At 62.6% G+C, this 23,771-nt stretch carries 19 protein-coding genes and 1 tRNA gene; 16 read left to right on the plus strand and 4 right to left on the minus strand.

The features are described from left to right. From CEY08_RS29510 to rpoC, 10 genes are all read left to right on the plus strand, one after another. On the plus strand, nucleotides 1–288 hold a 288-nt coding region (locus CEY08_RS29510), incomplete at its 5' end, for an EF-Tu C-terminal domain-related protein (protein ID WP_088607791.1). Between the two features lie 133 nt (nucleotides 289–421). Further along, nucleotides 422–497 (plus strand) — tRNA-Trp (locus CEY08_RS29515). Between the two features lie 64 nt (nucleotides 498–561). After that, nucleotides 562–942 (plus strand): preprotein translocase subunit SecE, encoded by a 381-nt coding sequence (gene secE, locus CEY08_RS29520; protein ID WP_006389585.1) that lies wholly within the window; start codon nucleotides 562–564, stop codon nucleotides 940–942. Between the two features lie 9 nt (nucleotides 943–951). Beyond that, nucleotides 952–1,485 (plus strand): transcription termination/antitermination protein NusG, encoded by a 534-nt coding sequence (gene nusG, locus CEY08_RS29525; protein ID WP_006389586.1) that lies wholly within the window; start codon nucleotides 952–954, stop codon nucleotides 1,483–1,485. Nucleotides 1,486–1,550: 65 nt separating this feature from the next. Then, nucleotides 1,551–1,982: a 50S ribosomal protein L11 gene (gene rplK / locus CEY08_RS29530; protein WP_042795890.1), complete on the plus strand. Its 432-nt coding sequence runs from the start codon at nucleotides 1,551–1,553 to the stop codon at nucleotides 1,980–1,982. Nucleotides 1,983–1,984: 2 nt separating this feature from the next. Then, the gene (rplA, locus tag CEY08_RS29535; protein WP_042795891.1) at nucleotides 1,985–2,683 is read left to right on the plus strand and encodes a 50S ribosomal protein L1; all 699 of its coding nucleotides are present in this window, start codon (nucleotides 1,985–1,987) and stop codon (nucleotides 2,681–2,683) included. Between the two features lie 249 nt (nucleotides 2,684–2,932). Beyond that, nucleotides 2,933–3,457: a 50S ribosomal protein L10 gene (gene rplJ / locus CEY08_RS29540; RefSeq protein WP_063640506.1), complete on the plus strand. Its 525-nt coding sequence runs from the start codon at nucleotides 2,933–2,935 to the stop codon at nucleotides 3,455–3,457. Nucleotides 3,458–3,538: 81 nt separating this feature from the next. Next, nucleotides 3,539–3,919 (plus strand): 50S ribosomal protein L7/L12, encoded by a 381-nt coding sequence (gene rplL / locus CEY08_RS29545; protein ID WP_042795892.1) that lies wholly within the window; start codon nucleotides 3,539–3,541, stop codon nucleotides 3,917–3,919. A 164-nt stretch (nucleotides 3,920–4,083) separates the two neighbouring features. Next, nucleotides 4,084–8,196 (plus strand): DNA-directed RNA polymerase subunit beta, encoded by a 4,113-nt coding sequence (gene rpoB / locus CEY08_RS29550; RefSeq protein WP_042795894.1) that lies wholly within the window; start codon nucleotides 4,084–4,086, stop codon nucleotides 8,194–8,196. Continuing rightward, nucleotides 8,196–12,440, plus strand: a complete 4,245-nt coding sequence (gene rpoC / locus CEY08_RS29555; RefSeq protein ID WP_042795895.1) for a DNA-directed RNA polymerase subunit beta' — start codon at nucleotides 8,196–8,198, stop codon at nucleotides 12,438–12,440. The genes rpoB and rpoC overlap by 1 nt, the downstream gene beginning before the upstream one ends. Nucleotides 12,441–12,548: 108 nt before the next feature. Here the strand turns inward: rpoC and CEY08_RS29560 are convergent, their stop codons facing one another. Continuing rightward, on the minus strand, nucleotides 12,549–12,944 hold the full coding sequence (locus tag CEY08_RS29560; RefSeq protein WP_076816829.1) for a TssQ family T6SS-associated lipoprotein: 396 nt from the start codon (nucleotides 12,942–12,944) through the stop codon (nucleotides 12,549–12,551). A gap of 156 nt (nucleotides 12,945–13,100) precedes the next feature. Between CEY08_RS29560 and CEY08_RS29565 the strand changes: the two genes are divergently transcribed. Continuing rightward, a complete protein-coding gene (locus CEY08_RS29565) occupies nucleotides 13,101–14,372 on the plus strand; it encodes a serine/threonine-protein kinase (protein ID WP_063961633.1) in 1,272 nt (423 codons plus the stop codon). A 12-nt stretch (nucleotides 14,373–14,384) separates the two neighbouring features. Here the strand turns inward: CEY08_RS29565 and CEY08_RS29570 are convergent, their stop codons facing one another. Genes CEY08_RS29570 through CEY08_RS29580 form a run of 3 tightly spaced genes read right to left on the minus strand, consistent with a single transcriptional unit; the run spans nucleotide 14,385 to nucleotide 18,581 of the window. Beyond that, nucleotides 14,385–16,709 (minus strand): CHASE2 domain-containing protein, encoded by a 2,325-nt coding sequence (locus tag CEY08_RS29570; RefSeq protein WP_076816826.1) that lies wholly within the window; start codon nucleotides 16,707–16,709, stop codon nucleotides 14,385–14,387. Between the two features lie 10 nt (nucleotides 16,710–16,719). Further along, entirely contained in the window at nucleotides 16,720–17,829 is a 1,110-nt protein-coding gene (locus tag CEY08_RS29575; RefSeq protein ID WP_042795898.1) for a FecR domain-containing protein, read from the minus strand. A gap of 35 nt (nucleotides 17,830–17,864) precedes the next feature. Then, nucleotides 17,865–18,581: a response regulator transcription factor gene (locus CEY08_RS29580; RefSeq protein WP_042795899.1), complete on the minus strand. Its 717-nt coding sequence runs from the start codon at nucleotides 18,579–18,581 to the stop codon at nucleotides 17,865–17,867. Nucleotides 18,582–18,851: 270 nt separating this feature from the next. Between CEY08_RS29580 and CEY08_RS29585 the strand changes: the two genes are divergently transcribed. The 5 genes from CEY08_RS29585 to CEY08_RS29605 all read left to right on the plus strand — a co-directional run. Continuing rightward, nucleotides 18,852–19,553, plus strand: coding sequence for a response regulator transcription factor (locus CEY08_RS29585; protein ID WP_042795900.1), 702 nt, complete (start codon nucleotides 18,852–18,854; stop codon nucleotides 19,551–19,553). 554 nt (nucleotides 19,554–20,107) lie between these two features. Then, a complete protein-coding gene (gene rpsL / locus CEY08_RS29590) occupies nucleotides 20,108–20,485 on the plus strand; it encodes a 30S ribosomal protein S12 (RefSeq protein WP_005017264.1) in 378 nt (125 codons plus the stop codon). Nucleotides 20,486–20,651: 166 nt separating this feature from the next. After that, a complete protein-coding gene (gene rpsG, locus CEY08_RS29595; RefSeq protein WP_006216561.1) occupies nucleotides 20,652–21,122 on the plus strand; it encodes a 30S ribosomal protein S7 in 471 nt (156 codons plus the stop codon). A gap of 18 nt (nucleotides 21,123–21,140) precedes the next feature. Further along, nucleotides 21,141–23,243: an elongation factor G gene (gene fusA / locus CEY08_RS29600; protein WP_042795902.1), complete on the plus strand. Its 2,103-nt coding sequence runs from the start codon at nucleotides 21,141–21,143 to the stop codon at nucleotides 23,241–23,243. Nucleotides 23,244–23,319: 76 nt separating this feature from the next. After that, the coding region (locus CEY08_RS29605) for a GTP-binding protein (protein ID WP_141099890.1) at nucleotides 23,320–23,771 on the plus strand (452 nt) is incomplete at its 3' end.

Genomic DNA, 23,771 nt, shown 5'->3' on the forward strand with positions numbered 1-23,771 from the left:
ACCCCGCACACGGACTTCACGTCCGAGGTGTACATCCTGTCCAAGGAAGAAGGCGGCCGCCACACCCCGTTCTTCAACGGCTATCGTCCCCAGTTCTACTTCCGCACGACGGACGTGACCGGCACGATCGACCTGCCGGCCGACAAGGAAATGGTTCTGCCGGGCGACAACGTGACGATGACCGTCAAGCTGCTGGCCCCCATCGCCATGGAAGAAGGTCTGCGTTTCGCCATCCGTGAAGGCGGTCGTACCGTCGGCGCCGGCGTCGTCGCCAAGATCCTGAAGTAAGCAATACCCGGATGGGTAGAGTGGACTTTAAAGTCCCTCTATCCATCTTTGTCGTAAAAGTAGTATGATGTATGGTTCCGCGAGTTGTTGCATGTCGCGCGGAAGCAGCTGTGTAGTGCAAGTGTAGTGTTTTAGGGGCATAGCTCAATTGGCAGAGCGTCGGTCTCCAAAACCGAAGGTTGTAGGTTCGATTCCTACTGCCCCTGCCACCGCCAGGATAAACCCGCGGGAGATCATCGCGAGTTACGCATTCACGGCGGCTCGCGTCGCAATATGTCTAATACCAGCGTAGAAACCGTAACCAGTACCGCCGACCGGGTGAAGCTCGGGCTGGCGGTTCTTGTCGTTATTGCTGGCATCGTCGGGTTCTCCGTGCTCAGCGCGCAACCGATGCCTGCACGTATCGGCGTATTCGTCGGCGGCCTTGTGATCGCAGCCGTGATCGCCTGGTTCAGCGAACCTGGCCGCCGCACCCTGAGCTTCGCCAGCGAGTCCTACAACGAAGTCAAGCGTGTCTCTTGGCCCACGCGCAAGGAAACGACCCAGATGACGGGTATCGTTTTCGCGTTTGTGGCGGTCATGGGCATTTTCATGTGGGTGCTCGACAAGGGCATCGAATGGATTCTCTACGGCCTGTTGTTGGGCTGGAAATAAGGACGGCGAATGAGTAAGCGTTGGTATGTCGTCCATGTGTACTCCGGCATGGAAAAAAGCGTACACAAGGCCCTGAACGAGCGCATCGAGCGCGCAGGCCTGCAAACGTCTTTTGGCCGCATTCTTGTGCCCTCCGAGGAAGTCGTCGAGGTCAAGGGCGGTCAGAAGTCGATCACCGAGCGCCGCATTTTCCCCGGTTATGTCCTGGTTGAAATGGACCTGACCGACGAAACGTGGCACCTGGTCAAGAACACCAACCGCGTCACCGGCTTTTTGGGTGGCTCGGGCAACCGTCCGACCCCGATTTCCGAAAAGGAAGTCGAGAAGATCCTCTCCCAGATGGAAGAGGGTGTCGAGAAACCCCGCCCCAAGATCCTGTTCGAAGTGGGCGAGATGGTTCGGGTCAAGGAAGGTCCGTTTGCAGACTTCAACGGCAACGTCGAAGAAGTCAACTACGAAAAGAGCAAGGTGCGCGTGTCTGTCACCATTTTTGGTCGCGCCACGCCCGTCGAACTCGATTTCAGTCAGGTCGAAAAGACCTAATTTCAACCCCGGGGAGCTCCCAGGCCTGAACGCCCAGGAGCGATATAACCCGCAAGGAGCAAAGCATGGCGAAGAAGATCGTCGGCTTTATCAAGCTGCAAGTGCCGGCTGGTAAGGCTAACCCCTCCCCCCCGATTGGCCCGGCCCTGGGTCAGCGTGGCCTGAACATCATGGAATTCTGCAAGGCGTTCAACGCCAAGACCCAAGGCATGGAGCCTGGTCTGCCGATTCCGGTGGTGATCACCGCCTTCGCCGACAAGAGCTTCACCTTCGTGATGAAGACCCCGCCCGCGACGGTCCTGATCAAGAAGGCCGCCGGCGTGCAAAAGGGTTCGTCCAAGCCGCATACCGACAAGGTTGGCACGCTGACCCGCGCTCAAGCTGAAGAGATCGCCAAGGCCAAGGGCCCCGATCTGACCGCCGCCGATCTGGACGCCGCTGTGCGTACGATCGCTGGTAGCGCCCGCAGCATGGGCATCACGGTTGAGGGGATCTAATCATGGCAAAACTGTCCAAGCGCGCCGCCGCCATTGCTCAGAAGATCGACCGCACCAAGCTGTACCCGGTCGCCGAAGCCCTGACCCTGGTCAAGGAAACCGCTGTTGCCAAGTTCGATGAATCCATCGACGTGGCCGTGCAGCTCGGCATCGACCCGAAGAAGTCGGACCAACTGGTCCGCGGTTCGGTCGTGCTGCCCGCCGGCACCGGCAAGACGGTCCGCGTGGCCGTGTTCGCCCAAGGCGACAAGGCTGAAGCCGCCAAGGCCGCTGGCGCCGACATCGTCGGTCTGGACGACCTGGCTGATCAGATCAAGGCCGGTCAGATGGACTTCGACGTGGTCATCGCCTCGCCCGACACGATGCGTGTCGTGGGTGCCCTGGGTCAGATCCTGGGTCCGCGTGGCCTGATGCCGAACCCGAAGGTCGGCACCGTGACGCCTGACGTCGCCACCGCTGTCAAGAACGCCAAGGCCGGTCAGGTTCAGTACCGTACCGACAAGGCTGGCATCATCCACGCAACGATCGGCCGCGCGTCGTTCGGCGTGGAACAGCTGCAAAACAACCTGGCCGCTCTGGTCGACGCCCTGCAAAAGGCTCGTCCCGCAGCTGCCAAGGGCATTTACCTGCGCAAGCTGGCCGTTTCGTCCACGATGGGCGGCGGTGCTCGCGTGGAAATTGCCTCGCTGTCGGCCAACTAAGCCGATAGCTGTAAACGTACTTTGGGCTGCATCCGGATTCCTCCGGATGTTGCTGTCAAAGACCGCTGGAGCAGGGTGGTTCAAGCTGTATCGAGCCACTCCGCTTAATCCCGAAGCCCGTAAGGTTCGGATCCAGCGTAGACGGCGTCCCCAGGAAGATTTCTTTATACGAAGAACTCGACCAGGCGCCGCATTCGGTTGACGCGCAAGGCTCAGGCCCCAGGCGTCTTTTGATGGAGTGTTCAAACCGTGAGTCTCAATCGTCAAGAGAAAGCGGTGGTGATCGAGGAAGTCTCGGCAGAAGTTGCCAAGGCCCAATCGATTGTTATCGCTGAGTACCGTGGTCTGGACGTCGCCTCTGTCACCGTACTGCGCAAAACTGCGCGTGAATCGGGCGTGTATCTGCGTGTTCTGAAGAACTCGCTGGCCCGTCGTGCTGTTGCCGGCACGGCTTTCGAGCCGTTGGCCGAGCAACTGACTGGTCCGCTGATCTATGGTATCAGCGCTGATCCGGTCGCGGCGGCCAAGGTCCTCGCAGGTTTCGCGAAGAGCAACGACAAGCTGGTCATCAAGGCGGGCTCGCTGCCCAACAGCCTGTTGACCCAAGACGGCGTGAAGGCCCTGGCCACCATGCCCTCGCGCGAAGAGTTGCTGTCGAAACTGCTGGGCACCATGCAAGCCCCCATCGCGCAATTCGTGCGTACGCTCAACGAAGTTCCGACCAAGTTCGCCCGTGGCCTCGCCGCCGTGCGCGACCAGAAGGCCGCGGCTTAATCGCCTGCCTTCACGGAATTCGCTGAACGACCGAGCGACACCCAAACCCTGGCATTACCAAAATATTTGGAGTTCTGAAAAATGGCACTTAACAAAGCTGAAATCCTTGACGCCATCGCTGGCATGACCGTGCTCGAGCTGTCCGAGCTGATCAAGGAAATGGAAGAGAAGTTCGGCGTGTCGGCTGCTGCCGCCGCTGTCGCTGTCGCTGCTCCCGCCGCTGGTGGCGCTGCCGCCGCCGCTGAAGAGCAAACCGAGTTCACCGTCGTCCTGACCGACGCCGGCGCGAACAAGGTTAGCGTCATCAAGGCCGTGCGCGAGCTGACCGGTCTGGGTCTGAAGGAAGCCAAGGACCTGGTCGACGGCGCTCCGAAGCCCGTCAAGGAAGCTGTGGCCAAGGCTGACGCCGAAGCCGCCAAGAAGAAGCTGGAAGAAGCTGGCGCCAAGGTCGAAGTCAAGTAAGACCTGCGTCAACTTGCCCGGGGACAGCGCGGTTTGCAGTCCCCGGGCTTTTGCGTTTCCAGGAAACCCCTACTGGGGGCATGCCCTTTCACAGGGGGGTTTCCTGGAGTCGTATCACCTGGGGCCGTGGTTGACGGCCCATGCAACCTCGAGTCGGAGTGCTCATGCCTTACTCGTACACCGAAAAAAAGCGCATCCGCAAAAGCTTCGCCAAGCGTGAAGACGTTCAAAACGTTCCCTTCCTGTTGGCGACACAGCTTCAATCCTACCTAACTTTCCTGCAGGCGGATACCGCCCCGTCCGATCGCGTAGCCGACGGTTTGCAGGCGGCGTTCTCGTCGATTTTCCCGATCGTTAGTCACAACGGTATGGCGCGCTTGGAGTTCGTGAGCTATGTGCTCGGCGAACCGGTGTTCGATGTCAAGGAATGTCAGCAACGTGGCCTGACCTATGCCTCGCCCCTGCGAGCCAAGGTCCGCCTGGTGCTGCTTGACCGCGAAGTCAGCAAGCCCACCGTGAAGGAAGTGAAGGAACAGGAAGTCTACATGGGCGAGATTCCGCTCATGACCGGCACCGGTTCCTTTGTCATCAACGGCACCGAACGAGTCATCGTTTCGCAGCTGCACCGCTCGCCTGGCGTGTTCTTCGAGCACGACCGTGGCAAGACCCACAGCTCCGGCAAGCTCCTGTTCTCGGCCCGCGTGATTCCTTACCGCGGCTCGTGGCTGGACTTCGAATTCGACCCGAAGGACATCCTGTTCTTCCGCGTCGACCGTCGCCGCAAGATGCCCGTCACGATCCTGTGCAAGGCCATCGGCATGACGCCCGAATCGATCCTGGCCAACTTCTTCGACTTCGATAACTTCGAATTGAAGAGCGAAGGCGCGATGATGGAATTCGTGCCGGAGCGCTGGAAGGGCGAAATGGCCCGTTTCGACATCACCGACCGTAGCGGCAAGGTCGTCGTCGAGAAGGACAAGCGCATCAACGCCAAGCATCTGCGCGACCTGGCTGCCGGTGGCATCCAGCGCATCTCCGTGCCGGAAGACTTCCTGTACGGCCGCGTGCTGGCCAAGAACATCGTCGACCCGGACACCGGTGAAGTCATCGCCAACGCGAACGACGAAATCACGGAAAGCGTGCTGGGCGCCCTGCGCGCCGCCAACGTGCACGACATCCAGGCCCTCTACACCAACGACCTGGACCGCGGCCCGTACATCTCGCAGACGCTGCGCACCGACGAAACCGCCGACCAGATGGCCGCTCGCGTCGCCATCTACCGCATGATGCGCCCCGGCGAGCCGCCCACCGAAGAAGCGGTGGAAGCGTTGTTCCAGCGTCTCTTCTACAGCGAAGAAACGTACGATCTGTCGCGCGTCGGCCGCATGAAGGTCAACAGCCGTCTGGGCCGTGGTGAAGACATCACCGGCCCGATGACGCTGACCAACGAAGACATCCTTGAAACCATCAAGGTGTTGGTCGAGCTGCGTAACGGCCGTGGCCAGATCGACGACATCGATCACCTGGGCAACCGCCGCGTGCGTTGCGTCGGCGAACTGGCCGAGAACCAGTTCCGCGCCGGCCTCGTGCGCGTGGAGCGCGCCGTCAAGGAACGTCTGGGCCAGGCCGAGACCGAAAACCTGATGCCGCACGACCTGATCAACTCCAAGCCGATTTCGGCTGCGATCAAGGAGTTCTTCGGTTCGAGCCAGCTGTCGCAGTTCATGGACCAGACCAACCCGCTGTCGGAAATCACGCACAAGCGCCGTGTTTCCGCACTGGGCCCGGGCGGTCTGACCCGCGAGCGCGCAGGCTTCGAAGTCCGTGACGTGCACCCGACCCACTATGGCCGCGTCTGCCCGATCGAAACGCCGGAAGGCCCGAACATCGGCCTGATCAACTCCATGGCGCTGTACGCTCGCCTGAACGAGTACGGCTTCCTGGAAACGCCTTACCGCAAGATCATCGACGGCAAGGTCAGCGAGCAGATCGACTATCTGTCGGCCATCGAAGAAAGCCACTACGTCATCGCGCAGGCCAACGCCGCGCTCGACGACGAAGGCCGCTTCGTGGACGACCTGGTTGCTTGCCGTGAAGCCGGCGAAACCATGCTGACCGCCCCGGCCAACGTGCACTACATGGACGTTGCTCCGTCGCAGATCGTGTCGGTCGCTGCTTCGCTGATTCCGTTCCTGGAGCACGACGACGCGAACCGCGCACTGATGGGCGCCAACATGCAACGTCAGGCCGTGCCTTGCCTGCGTCCGGAAAAGCCGGTCGTGGGTACGGGCATCGAGCGCACCGTGGCTGTTGACTCGGGTACGACCGTGCAGGCGCTGCGTGGCGGCCTGGTCGACCACGTCGACGCCGAGCGTGTCGTGATCCGCGTGAACGATGAAGAAAACGTCGCCGGCGAAGTCGGTGTCGACATCTACAACCTGATCAAGTACACGCGTTCCAACCAGAACACGAACATCAACCAGCGTCCCATCGTCAAGCGTGGCGACCGCGTCGCCAAGGGCGACGTGCTGGCTGACGGCGCATCGACCGACCTGGGCGAACTCGCCCTGGGTCAGAACATGCTGATCGCGTTCATGCCCTGGAACGGCTACAACTTCGAAGACTCGATCCTGATCTCCGAAAAGGTTGTGGCGGATGACCGCTATACCTCGGTCCACATCGAGGAACTGACGGTCGTCGCTCGCGATACCAAGCTGGGTCCGGAAGAAATCACCCGCGACATCAGCAACCTGGCCGAGACGCAACTGAACCGTCTGGACGATTCGGGCATCACGTATATTGGCGCCGAAGTCAGCGCCGACGACGTGCTGGTCGGCAAGGTCACGCCCAAGGGCGAAACCCAGCTGACGCCGGAAGAAAAGCTGCTGCGCGCCATCTTCGGTGAAAAGGCGTCCGACGTTAAGGACACCTCGCTGCGCGTGCCCTCGGGCATGACCGGCACCGTGATCGACGTGCAGGTGTTCACGCGCGAAGGCATCGTGCGCGACAAGCGCGCCCAGTCCATCATCGACGATGAACTGCGCCGCTATCGCCAAGACCTGAACGACCAGCTGCGTATCGTTGAAAACGACCAGTTCGATCGTATCGAAAAGATGCTGATCAACAAGACGGTCAACGGCGGTCCGCGCAAGCTGGCCAAGGGCGCCACGATCACCAAGGCCTACCTGGCCGATTTGGACCGCTGGCAGTGGTTCGACATTCGCCTGGCCGACGAACCGCACGCTGTCGTGCTGGAGCAGGCCAAGGAATCGCTCGAGCAGAAGCGTCACCAGTTCGACCTGGCCTTCGAAGAGAAGCGCAAGAAGCTGACGCAAGGCGACGAGCTGCCCCCGGGCGTGCTGAAGATGATCAAGGTCTACCTGGCCGTGAAGCGTCGTCTGCAGCCTGGCGACAAGATGGCAGGTCGTCACGGCAACAAGGGCGTGGTCTCGCGCATCACCCCGGTGGAAGACATGCCGCACATGGCTGACGGTACGCCGGCCGACATCGTTCTGAACCCGCTGGGCGTGCCCTCGCGGATGAACGTCGGTCAGGTGCTCGAAGTGCACTTGGGCTGGGCTGCCAAGGGCGTGGGCCACCGCATTGCCGATATGCTGCGTGACGAGCGCACCGCGCAGGTCAAGAACGTCCGCGCTTACCTGGACAAGGTCTACAACACGACCGGCACCGGCGCGCGCATCGACGAGCTGACCGACGACGAAGTCATGGAAATGGCCCAGAACCTCAAGAACGGCGTGCCGTTCGCGACGCCCGTCTTTGACGGCGCGACCGAAGAGGAAATCACCAAGATGCTGGAACTGGCCTACCCGGACGAAGTCGCCAAGCGCATGGCGCTGACGCCGTCGCGTACCCAGGCCTGGCTGTATGACGGCCGCACCGGCGAGCAGTTCGAGCGTCCCGTCACGGTCGGCTACATGCACTACCTGAAGCTGCACCACTTGGTCGACGACAAGATGCACGCGCGTTCGACCGGCCCGTACTCGCTGGTTACCCAGCAGCCTCTGGGCGGCAAGGCGCAGTTCGGCGGTCAGCGTTTCGGGGAAATGGAAGTGTGGGCGCTGGAAGCCTATGGCGCCGCTTACACCCTGCAGGAAATGCTGACGGTGAAGTCCGACGACATCACCGGCCGTACCAAGGTATACGAAAACATCGTCAAGGGCGATCACGTCATCGATGCCGGCATGCCGGAATCGTTCAACGTGCTGGTCAAGGAAATCCGCTCGTTGGCCCTGGACATGGATTTGGAGCGTAACTAATGAAAGCGCTACTCGACCTCTTTAAGCAAGTCTCGCAAGACGAGCAGTTCGATGCCATCAAGATCGGCATCGCCTCGCCGGAGAAGATCCGTTCGTGGTCTTACGGCGAAGTTCGCAAGCCCGAGACCATCAACTACCGCACGTTCAAGCCTGAGCGCGACGGTCTGTTCTGCTCCAAGATCTTTGGCCCGATCAAAGACTACGAATGCTTGTGCGGCAAGTACAAGCGCCTGAAGCATCGTGGCGTGATCTGCGAAAAGTGCGGCGTGGAAGTCACCGTCGCCAAGGTTCGCCGTGAACGCATGGGCCACATCGAGCTGGCCAGCCCCGTCGCGCACATCTGGTTCCTGAAGAGCCTGCCGTCGCGTCTGGGCATGGTGCTCGACATGACCCTGCGTGACATCGAACGCGTGCTGTACTTCGAAGCCTGGTGCGTGATCGAACCCGGCATGACGCCGCTCAAGCGCGGCCAGATCATGTCGGACGATGATTTCCTCGCCAAGACCGAAGAGTACGGCGACGACTTCCGTGCCCTGATGGGTGCGGAGGCCGTGCGCGAACTGCTGCGCACCATCGACATCGACCGCGAAGTGGAAACGCTGCGCGGCGAACTGAAGGCCACCAGCTCGGAAGCCAAGATCAAGAAGATCTCCAAGCGCCTGAAGGTGCTGGAAGGCTTCCAGAAGTCCGGCATCAAGGCCGAGTGGATGGTCATGGAAGTGCTGCCCGTGCTGCCGCCGGACCTGCGTCCGCTGGTGCCGCTGGACGGCGGCCGCTTCGCGACCTCCGACCTGAACGACCTCTACCGTCGCGTCATCAACCGCAACAACCGCTTGAAGCGTCTGTTGGAGTTGAAGGCTCCGGAAATCATCCTGCGCAACGAAAAGCGCATGCTGCAGGAAGCCGTCGACTCGCTGCTGGACAACGGTCGTCGCGGCAAGGCCATGACGGGCGCCAACAAGCGCCAGCTCAAGTCGCTGGCCGACATGATCAAGGGCAAGAGCGGTCGTTTCCGTCAGAACCTGCTGGGCAAGCGCGTCGACTACTCGGGCCGTTCGGTCATCGTGGTGGGTCCGCAGCTCAAGCTGCACCAGTGCGGCCTGCCCAAGCTGATGGCCCTGGAACTGTTCAAGCCGTTCATCTTCAATCGTCTGGAGATGATGGGCCTGGCCACGACCATCAAGGCTGCCAAGAAGCTCGTGGAAAGCCAGGAGCCGGTGGTCTGGGACATCCTGGAAGAAGTCATCCGCGAACACCCGGTCATGCTGAACCGTGCGCCCACGCTGCACCGTTTGGGCATCCAGGCGTTCGAGCCGGTCCTGATCGAAGGCAAGGCCATCCAGCTGCACCCGCTGGTTTGCGCGGCGTTCAACGCCGACTTCGACGGTGACCAGATGGCTGTCCACGTGCCGCTGTCGCTGGAAGCCCAGCTGGAAGCCCGCACGCTGATGCTGGCCTCCAACAACGTGCTGTTCCCCGCCAACGGCGAACCGTCGATCGTGCCGTCCCAGGACATCGTGCTGGGTCTGTACTACACGACGCGCGAGCGTATCAACGGCCGCGGCGAAGGCATCTTCTTCATGGACGTGGCCGAGGTGCAGCGCGCCTACGACAACGGTGAAGTCGAGCTGCAATCGCGCATCACCGTGCGCCTGAAGGAGCACGAGCGCGACGAGAACGGCGAATGGCAGCCGGTGATCCGTCGTCACGAGACGACGGTCGGCCGCGCGCTGCTGTCCGAAATCCTGCCCAAGGGCCTGCCCTTCACGGTGCTGAACAAGGCGCTGAAGAAGAAGGAAATCTCGCGCCTGATCAACCAGTCGTTCCGCCGTTGCGGCCTGCGCGACACGGTGATCTTCGCCGACAAGCTGATGCAGTCGGGCTTCCGCCTGGCCACGCGCGGCGGTATCTCCATCGCCATGGGCGACATGCTGATCCCGACCGCCAAGGAAGGCATCCTGGCCGAAGCCAGCCGCGAAGTGAAGGAAATCGACAAGCAGTACTCGTCGGGTCTGGTCACGTCCCAGGAACGCTACAACAACGTGGTGGACATCTGGGGCAAGGCCGGCGACAAGGTCGGCAAGGCGATGATGGAGCAACTGGCCACCGAGCCCGTGACCAACCGTCACGGCGAGGAAGTGCGCCAGGAATCGTTCAACTCCATCTACATGATGGCTGACTCGGGCGCCCGCGGTTCGGCCGCCCAGATCCGCCAGCTGGCCGGTATGCGCGGCCTGATGGCCAAGCCGGACGGCTCCATTATCGAAACGCCGATTACCGCGAACTTCCGTGAAGGCCTGAACGTACTCCAGTACTTCATCTCGACTCACGGCGCGCGTAAGGGTCTGGCCGACACGGCACTGAAGACCGCCAACTCGGGTTACCTGACCCGCCGTCTGGTCGACGTGACGCAAGACTTGGTGATCACCGAGGACGATTGCGGCACTTCGCAGGGCTACAACATGAAGGCCCTGGTTGAAGGCGGTGAAGTCATCGAACCGTTGCGCGACCGTATCCTTGGCCGCGTGGCTGCCGTGGATATCGTCAATCCGGACACGCAGGAAACGGCTATCGTCGCCGGCACCCTGCTGGACGAAGACATGGTCGACACCATCGACCGCATCGGCGTGGATGAAGTCAAGGTCCGTACCCCGCTGACTTGCGAAACCCGCCACGGTCTGTGCGCGCATTGCTATGGTCGTGACCTCGGCCGCGGCACGCCGGTCAACCAGGGCGAAGCTGTCGGCGTCATCGCCGCCCAGTCCATCGGTGAACCGGGCACGCAGCTCACGATGCGTACGTTCCACATCGGTGGCGCGGCGTCGCGTTCGGCCTTGGCCAGCGCGGTGGAAACCAAGTCCAGCGGTACCGTCGGCTTTGCCAGCACGATGCGCTACGTCACCAACTCCAAGGGTGAACGTGTTGCGATTTCGCGCTCGGGCGAACTGGCGATCTTCGACGACAACGGTCGCGAACGCGAACGCCACAAGATCCCGTACGGTGCGACCGTGCTGGTGGGCGATGGCGAAGCCGTGAAGGCTGGCGCGCGCCTGGCGACGTGGGATCCGCTGACCCGTCCGATCGTGTCGGAATACGGCGGCGCCGTCCGCTTCGAGAACATCGAAGAAGGCGTGACCGTGGCCAAGCAGGTCGACGAAGTCACCGGCCTGTCGACGCTCGTCGTCATCACGCCGAAGACCCGTGGCGGCAAGATCGTCATGCGTCCGCAGATCAAGCTGGTCAACGAGAACGGCGAAGACGTCAAGATCGCCGGCACCGATCACTCGGTGAACATTTCGTTCCCGGTGGGCGCGCTGATCACGGTGCGCGACGGCCAGCAGGTTGCCGTGGGTGAAGTTCTGGCGCGTATTCCGCAAGAATCGCAAAAGACCCGCGACATTACCGGTGGTCTGCCGCGCGTGGCCGAGCTGTTCGAAGCCCGTTCGCCGAAGGATGCCGGCATGCTCGCCGACGTCACCGGCACGGTGTCGTTCGGCAAGGACACCAAGGGCAAGCAGCGTCTGGTCATTACCGACCTGGAAGGCGTGAGCCACGAGTTCCTGATTCCGAAGGAAAAGCAGGTTCTGGTGCACGACGGCCAAGTGGTGAACAAGGGCGAAATGATCGTGGACGGTCCGGCCGATCCCCACGACATCCTGCGCCTGCAAGGCATCGAGAAGCTCGCGACCTACATCGTCGACGAAGTGCAGGACGTTTACCGTCTGCAGGGCGTGAAGATCAACGACAAGCACATTGAAGTGATCGTCCGCCAGATGCTGCGCCGCGTGAACATCGTCGACGCCGGCGATACCGAGTTCATCCCGGGCGAACAGGTCGAGCGCTCCGAGCTGTTGAACGAGAATGACCGCGTCACGGCTGAGGATCGCCGTCCGGCTTCCTACGAAAACGTGCTGCTGGGCATCACCAAGGCCTCGCTGTCGACCGACTCGTTCATCTCGGCCGCTTCGTTCCAGGAAACCACTCGGGTCCTGACCGAAGCCGCCATCATGGGCAAGCGCGACGACCTGCGCGGCTTGAAGGAAAACGTCATCGTCGGCCGCCTGATTCCGGCGGGTACCGGCTTGGCGTACCACCATGCCCGCAAGGACAAGGAAGCGCTGGAGGCTGCGGAACGCGAAGCCGCCCGCCAGCTGGCCAACCCGTTCGAAGACGCACCGGTCACGGTGGGTTCGGACGCGGAAACGCCGGCATCCGACACCGGTACCGAGGATTCCGCCGAATAAGCGGAAACCCCTGGCAGGCATACCGCGCGCAGTCTGGCGCGGCATGCCTGGAAGCAAAAAGGCCGCTGATGCGAATCAGCGGCCTTTTTTTTGAGGAAGAGACTGGGCTTACTTTGTGGCCTGAGCCCGGGCCCTCTGGAAGACGGGGCCCCAGACGGGATGGCCGGCTTCATTGGGCGCCAGCTCGAAGGTGGGGTCCAGGGCCAGGATGCGTGCGAAGCTGTCTTCGCACAGCTGGGGATACTTGCTTACGCAATAGCTGAACGCCTGCAGTTTGTAGGCTTCGATGCGCACGGCCTTGCTGGAGGTGGCCAGGGCGTCCGAGGTTGCCACGCCGCGGATGACTTCACCGTAGCGGCCGGCGCTGTACTTGTCGCGTACCTGTTGCAACTGATCCAGGGCTTCCGCGGTCGGCGGCGCTTCCGGCTGCTTGGACGTAATGCCGGCGCAACCCGCCAGGAGGGCCAGTAAGCCGAGCAGACTACTCAGAACGCGAATTTTCATGGCTTCCAAAGGTGTAGAGTGGTTAAGCGGTACGCTATCGTGCCACAGCCTGATGCGCTCGGACATTTTCCGCAATGTCCTTGCGGTGCGGATTGGATAATATTCGCCTTATTCCATCGTTAATTCAGCTGTCTGGCGACAGCGCCAGTTCCCATCATGTCTTCTTCCGCCGGCCTGTTGACGCCGCGTGGCCCGTTTTCCGGCGCCGCGCCGCTCGCACTGCGCCCGTTGAGCGCCATCGCCGCCAGTACGGCGGGGGGCGTGCCGGAAGCCCGCATCAAGCGGCTTCTATCCGATCTGCTGCCATCCTTGATGGCGCTGCATGCGCAGGGTGAAATCTGCGGCGATATTTCGCTGGACACCGTGGGCATGGACGAAAACGCCCGCGCCCATCTGGTGCCGGAGTTGGTTGTGGCGCGTTCGCGCCGCGCCACCCGTACGCCTACCCCCGGGTTTGCGCCGTTCGAGCTCTATACCGATTCGGTGGAGTGGCCGCGCGGCCCCTGGAGCGATATTTACGCCTTGTGCGCGGTGATGCACGCACTGGTAATCGGCAGCAAGCCCGCGCCGGCGCCGGAGCGCCGCGCGCAGGATACCTACGAACCGCTCGCTTCCCTGGGGCTGGCGAAGTACAGCGAGGACTTCCTGTCGGTGATCGATGCCGGCCTGGCCATGGCGCCCGCGGAGCGACCGCAAACGTTGGCGGATCTGGCGGGCATGCTCGGGATCGCGGCGCAGGTCGAGACGGCTCCGGACCCTGTCGCCCCGGCGCCGGCTACCCGCGCCGCGCCAGCGGCAACCGCTGCGGCGGCGCGCCAGCCCGCGCGCGGACGCCACCCCCTGCTGTTGCTGTTGCTCGTTGTGGCGTTGATCGGCGCGGGGGTCTATGCCTGGTTCGAATCGGGGATGGGCGCGCCCAATGCACTGATCACGCGGTCCGAGGTTGTCCAGCCCAACCCGCCTGCTGTGCATCCCTTGCCGCCGTCCCCGCCGGCACCGGGTCCCGCGCCCGTCGTGCCGCCATCGGCCACCGAGCCCGGAACCCCGCAGGAACCCACACCCCAGCCTCCGGCGTCGGGGAGCGGGACGTCCCAGGGTGAAACCCGGACGCCAACGGCGCCGCCCGCCGAGGCGCCTGCTGCACCGCAAACACCCCCTGCGGCCGCACCCGCCGAAGTGCCGGCCGTCCCGGCCGAAGAAGCCGTCAAGCCAAAGCCGGTTCCCGTGTTGGTGCGGCTGGACATCCGTCCGTGGGGTGAGGTCTGGGTCAATGGCGTTGCGCGCGGTATCAGTCCTCCCGTCAAGGAATTGAGGCTGATTCCCGGCAAGTACCAGGTGGTTCTGCGCAATGCCGACCTGCCGCCGTACCGCACGACGCTGGAGGTCAAGGCGGGCAAGCCTACCGTGATTTCACACGTCTTCCAGTAAGGGCTGCCGCGGCTACGCCGCAGGCAGTTCGTCTGGCGCCATCGGCAGACGCAGCGTGAAGACCGATCCGACGCCCAGCTCGCTGCTGACCTCGACGGATCCGCCGTGGCGTTCGGCCACGGTGCGCACAAAAGCCAATCCCAAGCCAGCCCCGCCAACGTCGCCGCGGGTTTCGACGCCCACCCGCGAGAACGGTTCGAACAGTCGGGCCAGATCCTGCGCTGCGATGCCCTGACCCTGGTCACGGATGTGGACTCGCCAGAAGCCGGGCTCCTCATCGATGCCGCATTCGATCCGGGTATGTGCCGGACTGTATTTGATCGCGTTGTCGATCAGGTTGCACAGTGCGCGCATGAGCAAGGTCTGATCGCCGCGGACATAGGCAGCGGGCAACGGCAACGCCAAGCCCAGCTCGATGCCGCGCTTTTGCGCCGAGGCCCAGAACTCATCCACCGCGTCCTGCAGCAGGCTGCCCAGATCCAGTTCCACCGCACTGATCGTCATTGATTCCGCGCGGGTCAGATGCACGAAATCGTCGACCAGGCGCAGCGTCCGGTTGGCCAGGGCGGCGATACGGTCCAGGGTTTCACTCTGTCCTTCGGATGACGCGCTTTCCTGTTTCATCTCAACCAGCGCGAGGATGGAGCTTTGCGGAGCACGCATGTCGTGCGATATGAAGCGCAGCGTTTCTTCGCGCTGGCGCTCCGCCTGGCGAATGCGGGAAATATCAGTCAGCGTTGCGACGGTACCGGCGAAGTTGCCCTCGGCGGTGTGGATGGGGGCGCATTTCAGGATCAGGTCGCGCCCAGCGTGGTCGCGGACTTCCAGGTCCGCGCTCCATGGCGATGACGGCGCTACCTGTTCCTGCCCGCTGAGCGCTTCGGCCACACGCTGGCGCGCGGCGGGGTCGGAGATGGTCTTTTCAAGCAGATGGGTGGCAGGGCGCCCGACCCGGGGAGGGCGCATGCCCAGCCGCTGGAAATACATGACGGCGGCCTGGTTGCGGAATTGCATGCGGCCGTCCTGATCGAAAACGAGCGTGGCGTCCGGCATGCCGTCCAGACCGTCCGCCAGAAAGCGGCGCAGGTTGCGCACGCGGGCCAATGCCCGGCGCAGCTCCGCAACGCGGCTTTCCAGCGAGGCGCTGGGGCCCGTGCCCTGGGCGCCGGCCTCGTTCAGCACCGGTGGGTACTCTCGTTGGAGTCGGCGCAGCTCATTGTCCATGTAGCGCAACGCGGCTTCCTGGCTGCGCCAGCTCCAGAGCGGATAACACAGCGCCACACCCAGCAGCGCGGCAACCGGCGCGAACCAGACGTGGGCATAGGCCAATAGCAGAAGGGCTGTCAGCAGGATGGCGATGAACAGGGCCAGGCTGACGAGCAGTGCCCGTTTGGGCGACAGGCGCCACAGGGCAAGGCAGGCCAATAGCACGGGCAGGGCCGCGAACAGGGCATTGCACCAGGCGGGCGGCAACCGGTAGGCGATGTCGTCCCGCGCCGCGTGCAGCAGGTTGGCGATGATCTCCACGCCCGACATGCCGCTGACGTCGTGCGACACCGGTGTTGGATAAGCATCGCCCAGGCCCGTGGCCCAGGCGCCGACCAGCACGTACTTGCCGCGCAGGTCCTCGGGCGCCAGGTCGCCGCGCAGCACCGACAGGTACGACACCGTGCGCGTGTGGGCGGTGGGGCCGGCATAGGGGATCAGGATGCTACCGCCAGGCGAGGCGCGCTTGAGCAGCTTCTGCGCGGCCTCCGCTTCGCCGCCGACATCCAGCATGGCCATGGCCAGATGATTCCAGCGGCGGTCGCCTAGCTGTGCGGTCAGCGTGGCCTCGCGCACGACGCCGTCCGGGTCGATGCGCGCGTTGATGAAGCCCTTCGCGGCCGCAGCTTGCGCTATGCCGGGGATGGGTTCATTGACGGAGGAGGGATGATCGAGCCGGTCCAGCACTACCGGTAGCACCGTACGGCCATGACGCCGGATGCTTTCGGCCAGAAAGCGGTCGTCGTTCGGATTGGCCATGTCCGGTTCGGCGAAAATCAGGTCCAGCGCCACGGCGCGGGCGTCCCGTAAGCGGTCCAGCAGCGCCGCATGAACGGCGCGTCTCCAGGGCCAGTGGCCCAGCGCCTTGACGCTATCGTCGTCGATCGCGACGATCAGGATATCGGGGTCGGCGCCGCGGCCCGTCATCGAGAGCGCGCGATCGTACAGAATCTGGTCGAAGCGGCCCAGGCCATTGAATGAACCCAGGATGGCGGCAAACACCGCCAGCGCCACCGTCAGCCACAGTCCTGAGCGCGAGGTCCGGTCCTGCAGGTCGGTGGCGTCAGGCATGGGGAGGGGGCTAATAGTCGGTCAGCGTGATCAGGCCGCCTGTGCCGCTGGCAACGCCAGAACCATCGGATGTCAGGAGCATGTTGGCGCCTTCGAATGTGGCGATGGCGTCGCGGCCGTTCAGGCCCAGGTCGTCCACTGCGCGCACGGACACGTAATACGTGCCGGGGCCAGGCGCGGTAAAGCGGATGTCGTTGTTGGGGAAGCTCGTTGACGACACGGGCAAAGCGCCTTCGGCGTCGCGCGATACGCGCACCAGATAGCTGCGCGCGCCAGATACCGGCGAGACGTCGGCAGTCCAGGCGCCACCGCCCGCACGCGTGGGCGTGCCCAGTTGGGGCGCGTCCAGCAGTGCGCGCATGCCCGACACCACGCCGTCTGAACCGACGGCGGCGCCATAGCCCTTGGCCACCGCGACCGGTTTGGCCGGGCTGGCGCCGGGGGCGTGCGGCTGCAGGCGCACGCTGCCTTCGAGTACCTCGCTATGCACGCCTTGTGCGCCGCTCTGCACGCGGAAGCGCGTGCCGCGCACGCCTGTGACTGCTACGGGAGTACGGACTTCGAAGCGGCCCACGCCTTGTCCGGCGGGCGCCACCGATGATTCGACGCCGCCGCGCCGCACGAGCACCACGGAGTCCGTCAGGGCCGTGCCTTCGAACTGGCGCAGGCGTGCCATTTCAACCGAGCCGTCAGCCGGCAGCGTCAGCTTGGAGCCGTCAGCCAGTTCCAGCGTGACGAAGCCATTGGCGGCAGTGCCGACGGTGCTGCCTTCGGACACGGTATCGCCAGTCCGCAGCGACTTGCCATCGACATTGGCCTGGCCGCTGACGTGCACGACGCGCGCTTCGGCGGGCCGTACGGGAATCATGGACAGGGGAATGCGCAGTTCAAGTCCGATAGGCAGCGTTTCCGGCGTGACGACTTTGTTCAAGGTCTGCAGCTGGTTCCAGTTGGTCTGCTTCTGCGTGTACCGGGTGGCCAGGTCGATCAGCGTATCGCCTGGGCGCACGCGGTAGATGAAGTCGTCTCCGAGCGCGCCCGCGGGCTGGCTGCGCGCGGGCGCCATCAGCGTCAGGAAGGAAATCAGGGCAAGCAAAGAAAGCGCGCGGTAGCGGCTCATGGCTATCGGTTCTCCAGGGATGCGCGCGTAGGCGCTTACTGCGGGTTGGGTGCGATGTCTTCCGGCGAGCTGATCAGCTCCAGCCGATAGCCCAGCGCATACGAGGATGTAAGCCGCACGCCATGTTCGGGACGCAACTGGAGCTTTTGCCGAATGTTCGACAAGTGGGTGTCCAGGGTGCGGGAGGTGGCGGGAATTTCCCGGTTCCATACGCATTCGGCCAGCACATCGCGCGACATCAGGCGGCCGACATTGCGGAAAAACAGCAAGGCGAGTTCGAACTCTTTCGGGGCGAGCGGCACCACGGCGGAATTCAGGGTGATCGTGCGCGCGGCGGGTTCGATGCGATAGCGCGCCACGTCGAAGACATCGTCCGCGGGCTCGGCGATCTGGCTGCGGCGCAGCAATGCCGCTACCCGCGCGAGCAACTCCAGGGGGCGCAAGGGCTTGACGATGTAATCGTCGGCGCCGGCGCGCAGTCCTTCCACCAGATCGTCCTCGCTGGAACGGTTGGTCAGGAAGATGACCGGAATGCGGGGACCGATATTGGCGCGCAACCACCGCACCACATCGTCACCGTCGATGTCGGGCAGATGCCAGTCCAGCAGCACCAGGTCGAAATGCTCAGTGCGCAGCGCGGCCAGGAGGTCCCGGCTTTGCTGGTAACTACTGCAGGCATATCCGGCGGTGGTCAGAACTTGCTGGATCCGAAGCGCTTGATCCAGGTCGTCTTCCAGCGACGCGATTTTCATCAGACGTGTTCTCGCGAAGGTTTGCTACGCAAGCGCGCGCTATGGCGCCCTACTGCAAGATGGGTGAGGAATATATAGGTGTAAACGAATGATAACTCGGGAGGTGGCCCGGCTGGCTACGTTATGGCAAGAACTGTCAAACATTGCAAAGTTGACGAATCTTGACTGGAGTTGTTGCGTAACAACGCGCCACACTGTCTCAATCGTTCTCCTTCTCCGACATGTTTCGGGGACGGAGCCGGTCGAGGTTGTTGGTCGGATGGAACAGATATGAATCAATTGCGCATACTTATGATGTCACCGGACGAGGCCGCTCGCGGCGCGGCCGTGTCTGCATTGCTGCAAGCTGGTATTTCTGCACGCGGTTGCTCGACGTCTCTCGAATTATTTGGATTACTCAACGGCGGCGGCTACGACGTCGTGGTCCTGGATGTCGGGACCCTGGGCGAAATCGGTTACGCCCTGGTGGCCCGCCTGCACGGCTCGTCGTCCATGGGTATTGTGGTCACCGGCCGCGGCATGTCGGTGGATAGCCGCCTGCGCTGCCTGCAGAGCGGCGCCGACGCCTGTCTGCCGGATCCGCAGGATCCGCGTGAACTGGCCTGCATCCTGCTGTCCCTGGCGCGCCGCCTGCCCACCGGGCAGGACGCGTCCCTGGCCGAGGCGGCACAGACGGGTCAATGGGAGCTGCGCGACCAGGGCTGGACCCTGGCCGCGCCTTCGGGGGCGACCATTTCGCTGTCAGCCAACGAGCGCCTGATCGTGCGTTCGCTGCTGGAAGTCGCGGGCAAGGCCGTGGGCCGCTCGGAATTGGGCGATGAGCTCAAGGTGGAAGGGGGCGGAGTGCGCGCCAGCGGTTCTCGCAGTATCGACGTGATCGTCAGCCGGCTGCGGCGCAAGGCCGAGCTGGCCGGAGTGATGTTGCCTATCCGCACGGTCTACGGCAGCGGCTACCTGTTCGCCGACCAGTAGGCGGGCGAGTACACTGGTTGCCACGCGCCGACGCATGCGGCATCCATTCCCTGGTCGGGAACCGCGGGGCCGGCGACGGGCCGGTTGCGCCGGCCGGCATGGCCCCGATTTTTCGCTTATATGGCCCTAATTTTCACGTCTGGCGTCCAACTGACGCTCTTCTGCGTGCAACGGCCATCTTGCCGGGCTTACAATTTTCTTTGACAGCAGCCCTTGATTTCAGTTATGCTAAAGGGCTTACTGCTTTATTTCTTATTTCGCGCGCAAAAACTGGCCGCAATAGGGAAGGAAGCACGGTGTCTTGAAACGGGGTGCGTCACGAGCCTTTCGTTTCACGGCATACGGCTTCGCGATAAAGGGATCATGTTCCGGCATCGTCTCCCCACGGCATCCAGCTTTGTGCGTTTTGTCATAGTTTGTTGGCAAGCCCGCTCTTTTACGTATACGAACGTTTGAGGCGGTTTTGCGCGAACTGCCTTCTCCGAAAGTCACTGCTTGAGGAGACGAGTACGTAAGTACTTACCCAGTGGTACGTAAAAGGGATTTCAAAGGTCATGCCTACCATTAGCCAACTCGTGCGCAAGCCGCGCGAAGTCAGCATCATCAAAAGCAAGAGCCCCGCGCTCGAAAACTGCCCGCAACGCCGCGGCGTGTGCACTCGCGTGTACACCACCACCCCCAAGAAGCCGAACTCCGCTCTGCGTAAGGTTGCCAAAGTGCGTCTGACCAACGGTTACGAAGTCATTTCGTACATCGGCGGTGAAGGCCACAACCTGCAAGAGCACTCGGTGGTTCTGGTGCGTGGCGGTCGTGTGAAGGACTTGCCCGGTGTGCGTTATCACATCGTGCGCGGTTCCCTCGACCTGCAAGGCGTCAAGGATCGTAAGCAAGCCCGCTCGAAGTACGGCGCGAAGCGCCCGAAGAAGGCTTAATAACGAGTCAGCAGTACCCCCCGCGTGGCGGAAGTCCGTCACCAGGGAAGTGCGACCGCGCCATCCAGATGATGGGAGGTGCGCGGCACGTAAGGGGTCGTCTCCATGGACGGCCATGGCCGTGTAATGAAACACGGTTCAACTGAACAGACACAAGGAAGCAACAATGCCCCGTCGTCGCGAAGTACCCAAGCGCGAGATTCTGCCCGATCCCAAGTTCGGCAGCGTCGAACTCGCCAAGTTCATGAACGTCGTCATGCTGGACGGCAAGAAGGCCGTCGCCGAGCGCATCGTCTATGGTGCCCTCGAGCAAGTGCAAACCAAGACCGGCAAGGAGCCGATCGAAGTTTTCAGCCTGGCGATCAACAACATCAAGCCGATCGTCGAAGTGAAGAGCCGCCGCGTTGGCGGTGCCAACTACCAAGTGCCGGTTGAAGTGCGCCCCGTGCGCCGCCTGGCCCTGGCTATGCGTTGGCTCCGTGAAGCCGCCAAGAAGCGTGGCGAGAAGTCGATGGATCTGCGTCTTGCTGGCGAACTGATCGACGCCTCCGAAGGTCGTGGCGCCGCGATGAAGAAGCGCGAAGACACGCACAAGATGGCAGAGGCCAACAAGGCCTTCAGCCATTTCCGCTGGTAATTTAAGGACTAACCCACCATGGCCCGCAAAACCCCGATCGAGCGCTATCGCAACATTGGTATCTCTGCGCACATCGATGCAGGGAAAACCACCACGACCGAACGTATCCTGTTCTACACCGGCGTCAATCACAAGATTGGCGAAGTGCATGATGGCGCAGCCACCATGGACTGGATGGAACAAGAGCAAGAGCGTGGCATCACCATTACGTCGGCTGCTACGACGGCGTTTTGGCGTGGCATGGCTAAGAACTATCCGGAACACCGCATCAACATCATCGACACCCCGGGACACGTGGACTTCACCATCGAGGTGGAACGTTCGATGCGCGTCCTGGACGGTGCTTGCATGGTCTACTGCGCGGTGGGCGGTGTTCAGCCCCAGTCCGAAACCGTGTGGCGTCAAGCCAACAAGTACGGCGTGCCGCGTCTGGCCTTCGTCAACAAGATGGACCGCACCGGCGCCAACTTCTTCAAGGTCTATGACCAGTTGAAGAACCGTCTGCGCGCGAATCCCGTTCCCGTGGTGATCCCCATCGGCGCCGAAGACACGTTCAAGGGCGTGATCGATCTGGTCAAGATGAAAGCGATCATCTGGGACGAAGCCAGCCAGGGCATCAAGTTCGACTACGAAGACATTCCGGCCGAACTGCAAGGCGCGGCTGAAGAATGGCGCGAAAAGCTGGTCGAAGCCGCTGCCGAGTCGTCCGAGGAACTGATGAACAAGTACCTCGAAACCGGCGCGCTGGACGAAGCCGAGATCAACCTGGCCATCCGCCAGCGTACGATCGCCGGCGAAATCCAGCCGATGCTGTGCGGCACCGCCTTCAAGAACAAGGGCGTGCAGCGCATGCTCGACGCCGTCATCGACTACCTGCCGTCGCCCGTGGACATTCCGCCGGTCGAAGGCACCGATGACAACGGCAACGAAGTCAAGCGCCAAGCTGACGACAGCGAGAAGTTCTCGGCCCTGGCGTTCAAGCTGATGACGGACCCGTTCGTCGGCCAGCTGACCTTCGTCCGTGTGTACTCGGGCGTCCTGAAGTCGGGCGACACCGTGTTCAACCCGGTCAAGGGCAAGAAGGAGCGTATCGGCCGCATTCTGCAGATGCACGCGAACAACCGCGAGGAAATCAAGGAAGTTCTGGCAGGCGACATCGCCGCCGTCGTGGGTCTGAAGGACGTGACCACCGGCGAAACGCTGTGCGATGTCGATTCGCACGTGACGCTGGAGCGCATGGAATTCCCCGAGCCCGTGATTTCGCAGGCCGTGGAACCCAAGTCCAAGGCTGACCAGGAAAAGATGGGCCTGGCGCTGTCGCGCCTGGCGCAGGAAGATCCGTCGTTCCGCGTGCGTAGCGACGAAGAATCCGGCCAGACCATCATTTCCGGCATGGGCGAGCTGCACCTGGAAATTCTGGTTGACCGCATGAAGCGCGAATTCGGCGTGGAAGCGAACGTCGGCAAGCCGCAGGTGGCTTACCGCGAAACCATCCGCAAGACCTGCGAAGAAGTCGAAGGCAAGTTCGTCAAGCAGTCGGGCGGTCGCGGTCAGTACGGTCACGTGGTTCTGAAGGTCGAACCGCTGGAGCCGGGCGGTGGCTACGAATTCGTGGACGCCATCAAGGGCGGTGTGGTTCCTCGCGAATTCATCCCCGCGGTGGACAAGGGCATCCAGGAAACGCTGCCGTCGGGCATCCTGGCCGGCTACCCGGTCGTGGACGTCAAGGTCACGCTGTTCTTCGGTTCGTACCACGATGTGGACTCGAACGAAAACGCGTTCAAGATGGCCGGTTCGATGGCCTTCAAGGAAGGCATGCGCAAGGCCAGCCCCGTGCTGCTCGAGCCCATGATGGCCGTTGAAGTCGAAACGCCTGAAGACTACGCTGGTACCGTGATGGGCGATCTGTCCTCGCGTCGCGGCATGGTTCAGGGCATGGACGACATGGTTGGCGGTGGCAAGACCATCAAGGCCGAAGTTCCGCTGGCCGAGATGTTCGGTTACGCCACGAACCTGCGTTCGCTGACGCAAGGCCGTGCGACGTACACGATGGAATTCAAGCATTACTCCGAGGCTCCCAAGAACGTCGCTGACGAAGTCATCGCCGCTCGGGCCAAGTAAATAACCCTCGCCGCGTCCGCCCAAAAGGCGGCGCGGCAAATATCGAAATTTCCTTGAAAGTCAAAGGATAGAGATCATGGCAAAAGGCAAGTTTGAACGTACCAAGCCGCACGTGAACGTCGGCACCATCGGCCACGTTGACCACGGCAAGACCACCCTGACGGCGGCCATCACGACCGTTCTGTCGACCAAGTTCGGCGGCGAAGCCAAGGGCTACGACCAGATCGACGCGGCTCCTGAAGAAAAGGCGCGCGGCATCACCATCAACACCGCGCACGTCGAGTACGAAACGGAAACGCGTCACTACGCGCACGTTGACTGCCCGGGCCACGCTGACTACGTCAAGAACATGATCACGGGCGCCGCCCAGATGGACGGCGCGATCCTGGTCGTGTCGGCCGCTGACGGCCCGATGCCGCAAACCCGCGAACACATCCTGCTGTCGCGCCAGGTTGGCGTGCCGTACATCATCGTCTTCCTGAACAAGGCTGACATGGTTGACGACGCCGAGCTGCTCGAGCTGGTGGA

The organism is Achromobacter insolitus (assembly GCF_002209555.1).
Taxonomy (GTDB): domain Bacteria; phylum Pseudomonadota; class Gammaproteobacteria; order Burkholderiales; family Burkholderiaceae_B; genus Achromobacter; species Achromobacter insolitus.

Coding starts and splice junctions, on each gene's coding strand:
- rpsL (WP_005017264.1), top strand. CDS start 20,108: ATGCCTACCATTAGCCAACTCGTGCGCAAGCCGCGCGAAGTCAGCATC.
- CEY08_RS29575 (WP_042795898.1), bottom strand. CDS start 17,829: ATGAGCCGCTACCGCGCGCTTTCTTTGCTTGCCCTGATTTCCTTCCTG.
- secE (WP_006389585.1), top strand. CDS start 562: ATGTCTAATACCAGCGTAGAAACCGTAACCAGTACCGCCGACCGGGTG.
- CEY08_RS29580 (WP_042795899.1), bottom strand. CDS start 18,581: ATGAAAATCGCGTCGCTGGAAGACGACCTGGATCAAGCGCTTCGGATC.
- rpoB (WP_042795894.1), top strand. CDS start 4,084: ATGCCTTACTCGTACACCGAAAAAAAGCGCATCCGCAAAAGCTTCGCC.
- rpoC (WP_042795895.1), top strand. CDS start 8,196: ATGAAAGCGCTACTCGACCTCTTTAAGCAAGTCTCGCAAGACGAGCAG.
- fusA (WP_042795902.1), top strand. CDS start 21,141: ATGGCCCGCAAAACCCCGATCGAGCGCTATCGCAACATTGGTATCTCT.
- rpsG (WP_006216561.1), top strand. CDS start 20,652: ATGCCCCGTCGTCGCGAAGTACCCAAGCGCGAGATTCTGCCCGATCCC.
- CEY08_RS29585 (WP_042795900.1), top strand. CDS start 18,852: ATGAATCAATTGCGCATACTTATGATGTCACCGGACGAGGCCGCTCGC.
- CEY08_RS29565 (WP_063961633.1), top strand. CDS start 13,101: ATGTCTTCTTCCGCCGGCCTGTTGACGCCGCGTGGCCCGTTTTCCGGC.
- CEY08_RS29560 (WP_076816829.1), bottom strand. CDS start 12,944: ATGAAAATTCGCGTTCTGAGTAGTCTGCTCGGCTTACTGGCCCTCCTG.
- nusG (WP_006389586.1), top strand. CDS start 952: ATGAGTAAGCGTTGGTATGTCGTCCATGTGTACTCCGGCATGGAAAAA.
- rplA (WP_042795891.1), top strand. CDS start 1,985: ATGGCAAAACTGTCCAAGCGCGCCGCCGCCATTGCTCAGAAGATCGAC.
- rplL (WP_042795892.1), top strand. CDS start 3,539: ATGGCACTTAACAAAGCTGAAATCCTTGACGCCATCGCTGGCATGACC.
- CEY08_RS29570 (WP_076816826.1), bottom strand. CDS start 16,709: ATGCCTGACGCCACCGACCTGCAGGACCGGACCTCGCGCTCAGGACTG.
- rplK (WP_042795890.1), top strand. CDS start 1,551: ATGGCGAAGAAGATCGTCGGCTTTATCAAGCTGCAAGTGCCGGCTGGT.